The 15123-nt window shown below is 46.3% G+C and carries 14 protein-coding genes; all 14 read left to right on the forward strand.

Annotated elements, in window-relative coordinates; all coding sequences use genetic code 11:
• Window positions 1–18 precede the first annotated feature (18 nt).
• The 14 genes from ACFQ1X_RS03480 (at window position 19) to ACFQ1X_RS03545 (ending at window position 15059) form a co-directional block, all read left to right on the forward strand.
• Entirely contained in the window at window positions 19–1209 is a 1191-nt protein-coding gene (locus ACFQ1X_RS03480; protein ID WP_144839001.1) for a bifunctional folylpolyglutamate synthase/dihydrofolate synthase, read from the forward strand.
• A 45-nt stretch (window positions 1210–1254) separates the two neighbouring features.
• On the forward strand, window positions 1255–2958 hold the full coding sequence (locus ACFQ1X_RS03485) for a sensor domain-containing diguanylate cyclase (protein ID WP_144839003.1): 1704 nt from the start codon (window positions 1255–1257) through the stop codon (window positions 2956–2958).
• Window positions 2959–3177: 219 nt separating this feature from the next.
• Window positions 3178–3783, forward strand: a complete 606-nt coding sequence (locus tag ACFQ1X_RS03490; RefSeq protein WP_144839006.1) for a type IV pilus modification PilV family protein — start codon at window positions 3178–3180, stop codon at window positions 3781–3783.
• Window position 3784: 1 nt separating this feature from the next.
• Window positions 3785–4264, forward strand: a complete 480-nt coding sequence (locus ACFQ1X_RS03495) for a prepilin-type N-terminal cleavage/methylation domain-containing protein (protein ID WP_379081370.1) — start codon at window positions 3785–3787, stop codon at window positions 4262–4264.
• A gap of 15 nt (window positions 4265–4279) precedes the next feature.
• Window positions 4280–5872, forward strand: a complete 1593-nt coding sequence (locus tag ACFQ1X_RS03500; protein ID WP_144839010.1) for a hypothetical protein — start codon at window positions 4280–4282, stop codon at window positions 5870–5872.
• 36 nt (window positions 5873–5908) lie between these two features.
• On the forward strand, window positions 5909–6334 hold the full coding sequence (locus tag ACFQ1X_RS03505; RefSeq protein WP_144839012.1) for a hypothetical protein: 426 nt from the start codon (window positions 5909–5911) through the stop codon (window positions 6332–6334).
• Between the two features lies 1 nt (window position 6335).
• Window positions 6336–7823 carry a VanW family protein gene (locus ACFQ1X_RS03510; protein ID WP_144839014.1) on the forward strand — a complete coding sequence of 496 codons (1488 nt, stop codon included), beginning with the start codon at window positions 6336–6338 and terminating at the stop codon, window positions 7821–7823.
• A 34-nt stretch (window positions 7824–7857) separates the two neighbouring features.
• Window positions 7858–9516, forward strand: coding sequence for a GspE/PulE family protein (locus tag ACFQ1X_RS03515; RefSeq protein WP_379081375.1), 1659 nt, complete (start codon window positions 7858–7860; stop codon window positions 9514–9516).
• 3 nt (window positions 9517–9519) lie between these two features.
• Window positions 9520–10566 (forward strand): type IV pilus twitching motility protein PilT, encoded by a 1047-nt coding sequence (locus tag ACFQ1X_RS03520; RefSeq protein ID WP_144839018.1) that lies wholly within the window; start codon window positions 9520–9522, stop codon window positions 10564–10566.
• A 1-nt stretch (window position 10567) separates the two neighbouring features.
• A complete protein-coding gene (locus ACFQ1X_RS03525; protein ID WP_144839020.1) occupies window positions 10568–11779 on the forward strand; it encodes a type II secretion system F family protein in 1212 nt (403 codons plus the stop codon).
• A gap of 128 nt (window positions 11780–11907) precedes the next feature.
• Complete coding sequence (locus ACFQ1X_RS03530; RefSeq protein ID WP_144839022.1) at window positions 11908–12390, forward strand: prepilin-type N-terminal cleavage/methylation domain-containing protein; 483 nt, start codon at window positions 11908–11910, stop codon at window positions 12388–12390.
• A gap of 47 nt (window positions 12391–12437) precedes the next feature.
• Window positions 12438–13376 carry a type IV pilus biogenesis protein PilM gene (pilM, locus tag ACFQ1X_RS03535; RefSeq protein ID WP_144839024.1) on the forward strand — a complete coding sequence of 313 codons (939 nt, stop codon included), beginning with the start codon at window positions 12438–12440 and terminating at the stop codon, window positions 13374–13376.
• A 2-nt stretch (window positions 13377–13378) separates the two neighbouring features.
• Window positions 13379–14119, forward strand: a complete 741-nt coding sequence (locus tag ACFQ1X_RS03540) for a fimbrial assembly protein (protein WP_144839026.1) — start codon at window positions 13379–13381, stop codon at window positions 14117–14119.
• Window positions 14112–15059 (forward strand): LysM peptidoglycan-binding domain-containing protein, encoded by a 948-nt coding sequence (locus ACFQ1X_RS03545; RefSeq protein ID WP_144839028.1) that lies wholly within the window; start codon window positions 14112–14114, stop codon window positions 15057–15059. The genes ACFQ1X_RS03540 and ACFQ1X_RS03545 overlap by 8 nt, the downstream gene beginning before the upstream one ends.
• Window positions 15060–15123: the final 64 nt, after the last annotated feature.

Genomic DNA, 15123 nt, shown 5'->3' on the forward strand with positions numbered 1-15123 from the left:
TCGGAAAAGAGGTTTTTGATGATTACTGGACTCGACTATTATAAAGATAAATGGAATATCGTGTCTGAGGACGCAATTAAACCCGGGTTGGACGCGATTCAGCAGGCACTCAAAGAATTGGGCCATCCCGAGAAGGAGCAGCATTTCATCCATATCGCCGGTACCAACGGCAAAGGTTCCACCGCAGCTTTTATTGCAGCCATCCTGATGGAGCACGGCAAGAAAGTCGGTAATTTTTTCTCGCCGGCCATAGAAGACGTGCATGATCAGATTCAAATTGATCGGCAGCCCGTAACTGGGGAAGATTTTGATGTAGCATTCGAACAGCTGTCGAAAATCAATACGCCTTTGACTGATTTTGAATTGCTGACGGCAGCAGCTTTTCTGATATTCAATAAAACAAAAACGGATTATGCGATCATCGAAGCAGGGATGGGCGGCAGATTCGACAGCACGAATGTCATCGATCCACTGATTTCCGTCATCCCAAGCATAGGATTGGAACATACGAATTTTCTGGGGGAAACCATCGAAGAAATCGCCTGGCACAAAGCCGGAATCATAAAAAAAGATAAGCCGGCAGCAATTGGAGACTTACCGGAAGCGGCTGACAAGGTCATCCGCACTACTGCTGAAAAAATGAAAGCGCAATTAACAAAGTCCAAAGGCCTATTCGAAGGTGCGTTGCAACTGAAAGGAGAGCATCAGAAAGCCAATGCAAATTTAGCTTACATAACGACGAAAAAACTGCTTGAATTCCAATTTAAAGATCAATTAGCAATAAATGGATTGAGAAAAACCAGGATGCCGTTCCGTTTCGAAGAAGTGTTTCCGGATGTCATCTTTGACGGCGCCCATAATGAGGCGAGCATTGATGCGCTTATACGGACTGTAAAAGAGACTTATCCAAATCGGGAAATCCATGTGGTGATGGGCTTGTTGAAGGATAAGGACCATGTAAAGATCCTGGAAAAACTCGAAACCATCAGTGACCACTTTACATTTCTGGACTTCGACAATGACCGCGCTTTGCCGGCGAAAACTTTATTTTCAAAAAGTGACAGTAATGTAAAGACAATTCAAAATGATTATGATATATTACCTGTAACGAGTAAAAAAGAAGTGACAATAGTCACAGGTTCGCTTTATCTTTTGGCAATCCTCAGAAAACAGAATTATTCGATGTTCGAGCTTTACAGACCCGATTAATGAACATTTCTTTGGCATAGGGAGAACCAGTAAGGGAGTTATGCTATGGATAATATACTTAAAAGAAAAGTCGTTCTGTGGACGCTTTGGGCTCTTTTTGTTCCGCCCGGATTATATCTCATCTATCAATATTATCCACCGCCATCGATTTCTTTTGCCGATGCAGCAGCTTACCTCTTGTTCTTTATTCTTGCCTGCCTGCTTCCGATGAACATAAACGGGGTGCCCACTTATCTGGTGCAATGGCTGACTGTCGCCGTGTTCCTGAAATTCGGCTTGTTTGCGGAAGTCATTCTCTCGCAGATCACGATGCTGATTGTCATATTGAGGCTTCGTACCTCAGAAAGCCTGAGCATCCGGATTCCGTTCAATTCAATGATGTTTTTTGCGATTTCCAGTCTGGCAGGATTAACTTTCCTGTTTGCCGGGGGACAGATCGGTTCGGTGGACTTGGGCCATATTCTGCTTTACGGCCTGCTTTTCCAAATCGTTTCAGTCATGTCCAATCAAATTATACTTTACGTCTACGTAAGGATCCTTGGAGAGCACAAAAACTTCTTTTCAATTGATACCATCTGGGATTTTTCCATAACGCTTCTGGTGTTTCCACTTGCGATTGCCCTGTACATTTCAGAAACCTATATCGGTTTGACTGCGCTCCTGCTCCTCGGCGTTCCATTCTTTACCATGACCGCCATTATGCGGATGTACAATAATTCTGAGAAAGTCAACAGTGATCTGAAGAAAGCGGGAGAGATCGGGCATCAGCTGGCAGCCCGGCTTTCGTCGGATGAAGTGCTGGATCAGTTCGTCATCCAGGTGGCAGATCTTTTCCAGGTCGATTATGCCTATGTAATCGATTACCGTGACGGCAAACTGATCATGCTGCGTATGTTTGAGCACGACGAATTCCAACCGCTGACTGTTGAACCGGTTCAATACAATAAAGGAATTGCCGGAAGCGTCATCATACATAACACTTCCTATATATACGACAACAAAGCACAATGGAAGGGAATAGCGAGCGGCTATATGCCGGGCGATACGGAAAGCCTGATGGCGACACCCATTTCCCGGAACAATAAAATCGAAGGTGTGCTGGTCCTTGGTTCAAAAAGGAAACATGCATTCGTCCATCACCAGTTGCAGATTCTGGACATCCTCAGTACTTATTTCGCGGTTTCATTGGAGAAGGCGAGTTTGATCCAGAAAGCCATCGCGAAAAGTGAGCGCTGCGGTTTGACTAAATTGTATAATTACCGCTATCTCGACGAAGCTCTTGAGAAATGCATGGTGAAAGTCAACAGCGGGGAATTGCGCAATCTGTCTGTAGTCATGATGGATATCGACCATTTTAAAGGTATCAATGATAAATATGGCCACCAGAGCGGCAATGAAATATTGATTGACTTAGCAAATCTTCTGAAGGAAATCGTTGGCAAGGAAGGCACCATCGCACGCTATGGCGGCGAAGAATTTGTGGTATTGCTGCCAAACTACAATAAGGATATTGCCATGCTGTTTGCAGAAAATATCCGCAAAGAAATTGAGAAGCGCGAATTCATGATCCAGAGCGACCTGGACGAAGACCGCAGCACAATCCCGATTAAAATCACGATGAGCATCGGCGTGTCATCCGCGCCGGATGACAGTGACGATGGCATGGCGATGATACGCAACGCTGACCGCGCCCTCTATATCGGTGCGAAACAGGCAGGACGCAACAAAGTGGCTGCCTATACGAAATAAGACTGCAAAGCCGGAATCATTCCGGTTTTGCGGTTTTTTTATTAATTAAAAATGGAAATTGATACTTATTTAGGAAATTACGAATAATAATATGCAAAAATATAGTGCAGAACCGTAATATAAGTGTAATAATGTTATTAATATAGATTTGAAACTATAGAAAGGTTTTATTTCCATTAAAAGGAAATAAAATATTGTATAACTTGTGGGGGGTTCGTCATGAAAAGATCCTGGGACAGCAACGAAAAAGGCTTAACTTTAGTCGAAGTATTGGCAGCCTTAGTTATTCTCGGCATTTTGTTCGTGGGCATCATGACGATTTTCCCGCAAATGACATTATTCAATGAAAAAACGGGAACGAAGCTGGACACAATGAATTTGGCCCGGCAGGAAATGGTGGAAATTACAACTCAGGACAAATGGCATAAAGTGATTTTGTCGGATCCGGAGATTCCGGAAACGAACGTTCCTGAATATCTGAAAGAAGAAAAATTAAAATACGAAATGGCAGAGCTGGGTTATTCCGAAAGTACGTCACCCGGTCCTGCAGATACTGTTCGCTTCCATAGAACAGGTGATTATTTATACGAAGTGGATGTATATATGAAATGTGAAGAGTTTCTGAATGATGCTTTGATTGGTTCCGAACCGCCGACTGCAGGAAACTGCGAAGCGGCGGAGCGGGACAAATTATATAAAGTCCATTTGAAACTTTATAAAGAATCACCGGCCGCCAATGGCAGTTTTCAAATGAGCAGCGAAACGTTTTCGTACATCACATACAGTGCGATCAATGAACCTCTTCCAGTCAGTGGGGGTGGATAGAATGAAGCTGAATCAAAAAGGAATCACTTTGGTGGAATTGATAGCCGGACTGTCACTGGTTTCGATTATCGCAATTATAGCCTGGTCTTCCATCTCAATCGGCATGCGTCACGGAGCGGGTGAAACCAGCAAAACGATCATGCAGCAGGACGTGAATTTGATGGTGTCCAGTCTGATGGCAGCGCATCGGGGCAGTGAAAAATACAGCATTATTTTTGAAGACGACCAGTTGAAGATCGACTCGTGCGATGAAAATGGCGATTGTGAACTGAATGAAATCCACAGCAAATACAATTTCACCGGCAGTATTGTCAATGAGGTTGTTGTTGATACTTCTATTGTAAATCCGGTAATTTTTGTCGATTTGAGACCTGAGAGTGAGCACACAGAAATCACCTTGAAAATTACAGATCTGAACAATGACAATAGGTCGTTGACAATTGAGACGACGCTTTCCAGATTATTGACCAATTCCAACTGAAGGAGGTCGACCGAGATGAACCAAGTGAAGAACCAGCAAGGTTACGCGCTTCTGGTAGTGTTGTTGATGGTGTTGTTGTTTATGGGTATTGCAGCTACATTTATGGCAGGATCCTTGAGCAATGCGAAGCAGGAACAAACGGTGGATACCTCCAATCAGGCGGTTGCGTCAGCTGAGATGGGCGTAAAATACCATTCGGCAGATTTTCAGCGTGAAATTGGCATTATTAAATCAGCAATCATAGAAGAGACGCAAGATGAAATAAAAACTCTGGTGGAATGCTTTAATTCCGGTAATTCAAACTGTGATACACAGGAAGAACTCGATGTATTGGAGCAGCAAATCAATAAAGACATGAAAGAAAAATTTGTCGATGAAATTTATAAAAAAGTCGGTTCATTAGTGGGGCATGAGAAGACTCCTTTTCCTTCAGTAGATTCACAGTTTACCGTCAAGCAAGTGGAAATGATTGATCGCGATGTTGATGGAAAAGATATTACACAAACTCAACCGCCTCTTCCTTTGGACAAAAACAATCCACCTTCTCCAACGCTTCCCTGGTATGAAGAGATCAGCTCCCTCGAAGTCAAACTGACGCTTAATGGCAAGTCAAATCTGACAACGAAAGAATTGAAGGGGATTTTTACAATTGAAGTTCCGGATACATTCCTGTCGGCTGAAAATAAACTGACAGTGAATACCGTCACCAAAGTACAGGACCTTGAATACGATGATATATTTCTTGGGGACTCCACAGGAAAAACATGTGAAGCGTTGAAAAGCGAAATTGTACCAGGAGTCGAGCCGGCAACTTTTGACTGTGAGTTGGATATAAATGATTCAGTGGAATCCTTTGTTGACTGGCTGAAAAGCAAAGGCCAGGATCCGGAGAAATTCACAGTGTTTATTCCAAGCTTCAACAAGAATGTTTGCGGAGGCAAGTCTCAATGCAATTCCGTAGATATCGGAGGAATCACAGTAGTTGTCAGTGCCGGTGATACAGGTTTAGTTGGCAATAACGGAAACATGAATAACTTAAACAATGCCAATCTGATCATAGACGGTCACTTCCAAGTGGACCAATTTCAGAACCCGGGGAAGAAGAATGATAGCTCCGATGAAGAGATTAAGTCTCAAACAATTATCATGAGAGAATTAACTGTTAACAAACATATGCACGGACAAGGACTAGAGAATACGAACCTGCTGATACTGGGCAGGGATACAGATATTGCTGTTGATGATGGAGTAATGGACTTTAATGGGAAAGTTACTATCGGAGATAATGGGCTGATATGCTTTGATATGGACCGGATAGATAAAGATGATTGGGAAGCTTTAAGGGACAAAGTGGAGTTTAAAGGTGATGATGCTACTGGCCAGATCATCTACTACACGAAAGACTACCAAGGCGACGAATTTATCTTGCCTGCAGGCGAAGGATTGAGTTCAGCTAAGAGAACCTTTCTGTATGTGGAAGGGTTTAATAACTACACGAATTTCTTAAGCAGCTGCGGTGTGACAGTAACTGAATCAGTTAATGAAATTACGGATATTCCTGTGCCATACGTTACTGACCCGGATATTGATCTCGAAGTGGAGTACTAATAGAGAAACGATCACGAACGACTTAGGAGGATTTACATGATCCAAATTTTAATCACCGTCATGGTAGCGGCAATCATCCTGCCGCTGACATATTTCAATTTCCAAGCGACGCCGCTTCCGAAGCGGATGCTGGTGGCCGGCACCATTGTGGCTGCTGCATTCATTTCCGTTTTCCTTCAATTCCTTGAACTGGCCTTTTATGTGCCGATTCTTGCCATCGTGGCGATTTCGATGATCGGGGCGATCGTCTTTGCAAAAATCGATGAGACGGAAAAAGCGGAGAAACGCCGCATTGCCGAAGAGAGAAAACAGCGGCAGCATACACCGGTTCAGCTGCAGAAGGATACTATAGAAGAAACTCCTGCACAAAAGGAATCGGCACCTTCACTTTACAATGAACAGGAACCTGAGAAAAAATCATTTGCCATGCAGACAATCGGTGTGAGCGGAGAGGAGCGTTAAGTTGGATAATCAAATTTTTGGCAAGACCTTATTGACGATCAGTTCTTCTGCGCTTCTTATTTTTGGCGCTGCCAATGCCGGCTCGTTTGCTGCCGACCAATGGCTGTTCCCGGTTGAAGAGTTCGGGGGCAATACTTATATCGGTACGACGGATGTATCGAATCTGGAATTAACGGAAGCCCGTATGCTGTTTTCGGGTAAAGTGGAATCCTGGCGCTCGACCGCAGAACTCTTTGTGACGTATCAGGATGTTACTGCTTCTTATCCGCTCGAAAATGCGGAGATTCTTTTGGATGAGACCGTTGCGAATGCGCAGACAGGCGCACAAAACGATTTCGTCTTCCAATTATCTGAAGACACCACCCGCACATTTTTAAACCAGCAATTTCCGGTCGCCATTTTTTCAGCGGACGATGTGATGGCTATTAACGAGAAGCTCGAACTTGCCTTGCAATCTGGCCAGGCCCAAACAACTGTAACCATCAGTGATGACACTTTAAGTGTGAGTTCTGAAACCGTTTCAGAAACTTCGTGGAATCATTCATTCACAAGTTCCGGAGCACAGGAAGTCGTCAATGCGTTAAGCAATTATACGATTGAAGCAGGCACGCAATTTTCACTCCTTGATTTTATCAATGAAATGCAACCGGCTGATGTAACGGATGAAGACCTGACGGAAATTGCGTCTGCGATTTATACAATCGTTTTACAATCCAATTTTTTGGTCGACGAAAGAAGTGTCGGTACAACGGTTCCAACTTCGGTTCCTCTTGGGCAGGAAGCGGCAATCAACCGAAGTCTCGGCATTGATTTTGTCTTCACGAATGTGAATGCCAGTTCTTTCCAGCTGCAACTTTCTGCAGATTCTGCACTAATTGAAGCGAAACTTGCCGGGATGCCCTTTGTCCACAGTTATGAAATCATCACAGGTGCTGAACAGAAGCTTGAGCCCCGGCTGATTCGGCAGTTCAGTGCCTTTGTGACTTCAGGAAAAGTGATCGATGAAGAAGGCACTGACGGTGTGATTATCGACGTATCGCGTGTTGTTTTGCTGGACGGTTCTGAAATCGAAGTAGAGTCCGTATCGAAGGATTTCTATCCGCCAGTTCACCGCATCGAAGTTTATCCGCTGACCCAACCGGAAGCGCCGGAAGGCACAACAAATCCGGACGGCACCGTTACTAATCCGGATGGAACGATTACAAACCCGGATGGTACAGTGACGAATCCCGATGGTACCATCACCAACCCGGATGCTCCAGTGACGAATCCGGATGGAACCGTTACAAATCCAGACGGGACAGTAACGAATCCGGATGGTACAATCACGAACCCGGATGGTACAGTGACCAATCCGGATGGCAGCGTCACGAATCCGGACGGCACTGTGACACAACCAGAAGATGAGGAGCCGGTCATCGATTCCGACTTGGACGGCATACCGGATCATGAAGAGGAAGAAGAAGAATACGACAAAGGTGGAAAATAGATTGATGCTTAACCGTTATAAAGGGGGGAGCAATTTGGCAGTCGAGAGAAAGAAACTTGGCGATTTATTGGTCGAACAGGGATTTTTAACTGAGGAAGAATTGACAAGCGTGCTTGTGGATAAAACGAGGGAACAGAAAATCGGTGATTTATTGCTGCAGCGGGGAATCATCACCGAGCAGCAATTGATCGAAACCCTGGAAGTGCAATTGGGCATTCCGCACGTCACCCTTTACAGATATCCGTTCGATCCGAAATTATTCCATATGGTGCCGAAAGAAGTCGCGAAACGAAAAATGCTGGTGCCGCTGAAGCGGGAAAATGACAAATTATATATCGCCATGACAGATCCGATGGATATCATCACCATCGACGATCTGCGCCTGACGACCGGCTTCAATATCGAGCCGGCCATCGCGTCCAAAGACGATATCATGAAAACGATCGCGAAATACTACGATGAGGAATCCTATGACGATTTGCTCGACGATATGCCGGAAGTGACCAAAGAGCAGCAGGAAGAACTCAATGACCTCGATGCACCGATCGTGCGGCTCGTCAATCAGATCCTGTCGAACGCTGTGTCGCAAAAAGCCAGTGATGTCCATTTTGACCCGCAGGAAAATAAAGTGCTGGTGCGTTACCGTATTGATGGATCTCTGCGTACAGAACGGACCTTACCAAAAACGATGCAGCAGATGATCACCGCACGCATCAAAATTATGGCCAATCTCGATATCACCGAAAACCGCGTGCCGCAGGATGGCCGCATCAAGACAAATGTCGATTTCCGGCCGATAGATCTGCGCGTGTCTTCTTTGCCGACGGTTTTTGGTGAAAAAATCGTTATGCGGATCCTCGATTTGAGTGCCAACCTGACGGATATTTCAAAACTCGGCTTTAACGAGACGAATATGCAGCGTTTCATGAAAGAAATTGAAAAACCGAACGGCATCATCCTCATTTCCGGTCCGACCGGTTCGGGTAAATCATCGACGCTTTATGCGGCGCTCAATAAACTCAACAGCGAAGAAGTCAATATCATCACCGTAGAAGATCCAGTGGAGTATCAGCTGGAAGGCATCAACCAGATCCAGGTGAATTCGAATGTCGGGCTGACGTTCGCCGCGGGTCTGCGTTCCATCCTGCGCCAGGATCCGGATATCGTCATGGTCGGGGAAATCCGAGATAAAGAAACGGCGGATATTTCCATCCGCGCTTCATTGACCGGTCACCTCGTGCTGAGCACGATCCATACAAACGATTCGATTGCGTCCGTCACGCGACTCATGGACATGGGCATCGAACCGTTCCTGGTCACCGCTTCTCTGAATGCCGTCGTGGCACAGCGCCTGATCCGGAAAGTGTGCCGTGATTGCCGGAAGCTTGAACCTGCGACGATCCGCGAACAGGAAATTTTCGGCAGACGCGGTCTGACCATCGATTCTGTCGCCCGCGGCAAAGGCTGTCCGCAATGCAATATGACTGGCTACCGCGGCCGTATGGCGATCCACGAAGTGCTGATCGTCGATGAAGACATTAAAAACGTCATCAACCGCAACGGCACAGCAGCAGAAATTCGAGAGATCGCTGTGAAAAACAACACCATCTTCCTGATCGATGACGGATTATTAAAAGTGAAGGAGGGCATGACCACCACGGAGGAAGTTCTCCGCGTTGCGATTGCAGAATAACTTATGCAAATTACTACAACGTTTATCGATAAAGTATTAACTGCAGCCAAGGAACTGAATGTTTCCGATATCCATCTGACGACTGGCATTCCGCCAGTGTTCCGAATGCACGGCACGTTGCGGCGTTATGGTGAAGACAACATGACGCCTCTACACTCGAAAGAAATTGCCCAAGCGATCATGCCGGAAATTTTATGGGACACTTTCCTTGAAAGAGGGGAAATGGATTATTCCTATTCAATCGATGGAGTCGGCCGTTACCGGGTCAATTCATTCCATCAGCGCGGTTCGATTTCCCACGCATTCCGTGCCATTCCAACGGTGGTGCCGACGGTCGACGACTTGAGAATGCCACAGATTTTGAAAAAGCTTGCCGAGACACATCAAGGGCTGATTCTCGTCACCGGCCCGACCGGTTCCGGAAAATCGACAACTTTGGCAGCGATGATCCGCCATATCAATGAAGAAATGACGAAGCACATCATCACCCTGGAAGATCCGATCGAATATCTCCATAAGCACGGAACTTCGGTCATCGACCAAAGGGAAGTTGGGTTTGATACAAAATCCTTCGCCAATGGCTTGCGGGCTGCGCTGCGTCAGGATCCGGACGTCATCCTGGTCGGCGAGATGCGGGATCTGGAAACGATCATGACTGCCATCACTGCCGCTGAAACAGGGCATTTGGTGATGGGGACGCTGCATACATCGAGCGCCGCCACCACCATCGAACGGATTATCGATGTGTTTCCGCCGGAACAACAATCACAGATTCGGACGCAGCTCGGCGGTATTTTAAAAGCGGTCGTCGCACAACGATTATTGCCGACAGCGGATGGCAAAGGACGCGTTGCCGCAACTGAAATCCTGATTTCCAATCCCGCTGTAGCCAACTTGATCCGCACGGAAAAAGTGCATCAGATACCGAACGTCATCCTCACGAACAGGGCTGCGGGCATGCATATGATGTCAACTTCCGTTCAGGAACTCGTGAACCAGGGGAAAATAACCCGCCAGATCGCTCAGCCTTTCCTGGAAGGAGAGGACTAAGATGGCGCGTTTTAAATACGAGGGACGTGACCGGAAGCGCGTCCGTGCAGGAGTCGTTGTCGCCGATAACCGGCGCGAGGCGATTGAGCAATTGCGGGATGAAGGCGTGCGCGTCATTGAAATTCGTGAAATCGCGGCAACCGCCCTGCAAAAAGATATCGTCATCGGCAATCCCGTCAAACGCGATCAGTTCATCATGTTCCTGCGCCAGTTTTCTACATTGATGCGGGCAGGGGTTACGATCGTTGATTCCGTAAAGATCCTGTCGCAGCAAGTGGAATCCAAACCGCTGCGCAAAACGCTCGTCAGCATCGATGAAGATCTGCGAAAAGGGAACTCACTGTCGGATTCGCTGCGCAAGCATCCGAAAATTTTCGAACCGCTGACGATCAACCTCATCAAAGCAGGGGAATTGTCTGGGAATATCGATGAATCACTCGACCGTCTGGCAACTTATTACGACAAAGCCTATCAGACCCGGCAAAAAGTGAAATCGGCCATGTCCTATCCGCTGGTGGTGGGTGTGCTGGCAATCGGCGTCGTGATTTTCCTGCTGTCGTCGATTGTTCCAATGTTCGCCGATATGTTCGAAGGCTTTGGCGGAGAACTGCCGATGCTGACGCAAATTGTCATGATGGCCAGTGATTTCACCCTTCAATACTGGTATTTGCTTGTTCTCATCGGTTTCGGGATTTTCCTGGCCATCTGGATGATGAGGCGCAATGAGCAGGGAAATTTCATTCTCGACACGTTGCTGCTGAAGATGCCGATCTTCGGCCGGATCCTGAAAAAATCCGCATTGGCGCGTCTGACGAGAACCTTGAGTTCGCTGTTCTCCAGTTCCGTGCCAATTCTTCAGGCTTTGACGATGGTCGAAAAAGTGGTCGGCAATGCCGTCATGTCGAAAGTCATCCTGGCATCTCGCGATAACCTTGAACGTGGCGGATCTTTGACCGAACCGATGAAAGACCATTGGGCATTTCCGCCGCTCATTCCGCATATGATCCTGATCGGGGAACAGACCGGCTCGCTCGATCACATGCTCGACAAAGTGGCCGATTTCTACGAAAAAGAAGTGGAAGCTGAAACGGATCGATTGAAGGCTTTGATCGAACCGTTGATGATTGTCGTGCTCGCAGCTCTAGTCGGGACTATAGTCATGTCAATTATGCTTCCTATGTTTGAAATGTTTCAAAATATTGACAATATGTAGTTTGTTTATGACTGTTTTAAATAAAATTTTTGTAAATTATTTCAATAATAACTTGTGTTATCACAGGGTATTGATATACTTAAGACGTACTCATAAAGTACTAAAAATAAAAAATGGGGGTTTTAAAAATGAAGAAATTCATGCAAAAGAAACTGAAAAACGAAAAAGGGATGACGCTCATCGAGCTTTTGGCAGTAATCGTTATTCTGGCAATTATCGCGGCGATTGCAGTGCCAGCGATTTCAGGTATTATTGAAAATTCACGTGTAGGGGCAGTTAAATCTGATGCAATTAACATAATTAATGCTGCAGAATTGTATGATACTGAGGCTATTCCGGGAGATGAAGTTTCACTTGCGCAACTTGAAACAGCTGGTTTTATTAAAGATGCTGGGTCATTTGCTGGTTTGACTACTGATGAAAAAGATGATGTAAAAGTGAATTTAACGAATAATGCATTAACTGGAACGAATAAGGAACTTAATGGAATTACAATTACATTTTCAGCGGCAACTAAAGCGATAATTTCTAGTTATCCTAACAGCACACGTGGAAGTGGAGATAATGATTTAGTATTTACTATCGGACCTAATCCTGCAACTGAAGACTGAGTAGAATAGGTAATTAAATTATTACAATTTTTTTAGGAGCTGATAAAATGGCCTTATCGTTTTTATCGAGAAAAACGCGTGTTGCGACCATTACAATAGAAGAAGATGCAATTCGCCATGTCGATTTGAAATCGGTCGATCCGCTTCAAGTGAGCCTTGCCGAGGAGTTTCCACTCCCGGCGGGCATCATTGAAGACGGTAAGATCGTCAATTTCGAAGAGCTGGGCTCGGTACTCGATAAGGCTGTCAATCAGTGGGGACTCTCCAAAAAGTCAGTCCGGTTCCTCGCCCCTGACGAATTTGTTATTATCCGCAAAGTGCCTTACCCCGAAGATGTTGCAGCCGATGAACTGAAAGGCCATTTCTTCATTGAAATCGGTTCGACGCTTTATCTGCCGTTTGAAGATCCCGTATTCGATGTGGTGCCTTACCACGAGGATTCGGACAACCCGGAAGCCATCATCATCGCTTCGAAAGAATCCGTCGTCCAGGATTTTGAACGTGCTTTCAGCGATTCAAAGCTGGTGCCGGTCGTTGCCGATATTGCGCCGCTCGCGTTATACCGTCTGGCGTATATGGAGCATGCCATCAGCGAAGAAGACCATATCATGCTGATCGATCTTCACGGTTCGAAAATGACAGTGTCGATTTTCCACGAACATTTCCCGTTGTTCATGCGTCCCGTCGACCTGTCGGAATTCAGTTCATTGGCTGCTGATCAATCAGCCCTGATGGACGTCATCATTTCTGAAACCGAGAAGCTTTCCAATTTCTATCGCTATAACATGAACGAAGGCGAGAGAGGCATCACGCATATCATCTGCAATGGTGAATTTGAGGAATGGTACACATTCCAGGTCCGTTTTGAAGGGCGTTTTTCAATCCCGGTATCACCGCTCGTTTTGAAACCCATCACTACCGAATATGGCGACAGCGTCTCAGGACGTTTTAACCGTGCCATCGGTCTTGCGTTGAAAGAGGTGTGACCATGTTAGTTGATATTAATTTACTGCCGCAGAAGGAGCGGGACCGTCCCGCCTTCCTCATTGCGGCGCTTTCTATTTTACTGCTGGGCCTCCTTGTCTGGGCGGGCCTGTTCTTTATGGCAGGAGCCGAAACTTCCGAACAGCAGGTGCTGGCTGCTCAAAGCGCCGAACTCTCAGCGCAGCAGGGAGCAATCCGTGCACAGCTGGAAGCGACCGCCGGAATGAATGAAGAACAGCAATTGAAAGCGACTGTCGATTGGGCAGAAAGCTATCAATACGACACGATCCCATTATTGGAGGAATTGGCTGCTCTGCTGCCGGAACGCGGATTCTTTTCGCAAATCAGTTTCGCTGAACCGAATACTGCTTCATTGACTGTGCAATTCGATGCAACCCGTGACGCCGCTTATTATCTGGCACAGTTGAAAGGCTCGGAGTTGCTGGACTTTGCGTCACTCGATAATGTGACAAGTGAAACAAGTGTTTTGACAGAAGATAACGAAGAGGAATCTGAAGAAGAGACGATTGAAATGCCGAGATATATGGCAACTTACACCTTGGTGTTCGTCGACGACCGCCTGCCGGTGCTTGACGCGGAAGGCAATATCGTTGAAACGCCTGCAGAGGAAACACCGGCTGCTGACACCGAAGAACCCGTCGAAGCTGACGTGGATGTTGATGTTGAAGTGGAAGAAGATCCGCAAACCACTCCTGAAGAAACGGAGGGGGAGCCAAATGAGTAGTATGACGAAAAAACAAAAAGAACAGGCTTTAATTGTACTGGCGGTTATTTTCCTGCTGGCAATCAGTGCCTATGCCTGGTTTTTGGTCTATACACCTGCCAAGGAATCGCGAATTGCCGCTGAACAGACGTTCAAATCCGAACGTGAAGTCCTTATGGCGCTGCAGGAACAATTGAAAGCAATGCCGGAAGATGAACGGGTTTCAACGAGCGAACTGCAGCAAAAGGTTTCTGTTGAGCCGCTGACGGAATTGATCGTGCTGCAATTGGAACAGGCCGAACTCCTGTCTCGTTCTCAGGTGCAGACAATCGGCATCTTGGAAGCGCCGCTGCAATTGCTGACGCCTGTCGAAGGCATTGAAAATGTACAGAAAGTCCAAACCACCGTGTCTTTTGAAACAGAAGATTACGCCGGCATCACCCGTTTCATCGAGGAAATCGAAGCGATGAAACGCATCCTGATCATCGATTCTATCAGCTTCCAGTCCAATGGCGAAGTTACCACGGCTGATGGTGGGGACGAAGTGTTGCAGGTTACCTTGAGCTTTTCTGCATTTTTCCGTCCGGACCTTATCGCTTTAAGTGATACCTTGCCGAAAGTCGATACACCGCCACCGGCCAATAAAGTCGATCCGTTACCGAAAAATGATGGAACGGATTTGGGAACTGTGGAGGAAGACGATGCAGATACAGAAGTCGACGTTGATGTGGATGTAGAAATCGAGGAAGAAGAAGATGTAGCTGCTGCCCAGTCGAATGACCACGTTGCCGGAGCGCAGATGGCCGCATTCCACAAAGTTGTGAGTGGCGATACTCTGTATAATATTTCAGAAAGATATTACGGGGACGACAGCGGCATCGAACCCATCCGCCAGGCCAATAATATGACCGATTATCTTGTAAAAACCGGGACAACGTTAAAACTCCCTGAAAAACCTTGAAAGGAGAAATCATCGTGATTTCTCCTTTTTTCTCTAAATTTTATTGACTAAATTTATAATGTGA

It is taken from the genome of Metaplanococcus flavidus (assembly GCF_042675885.1).
Classification (GTDB): domain Bacteria; phylum Bacillota; class Bacilli; order Bacillales_A; family Planococcaceae; genus Planococcus; species Planococcus flavidus.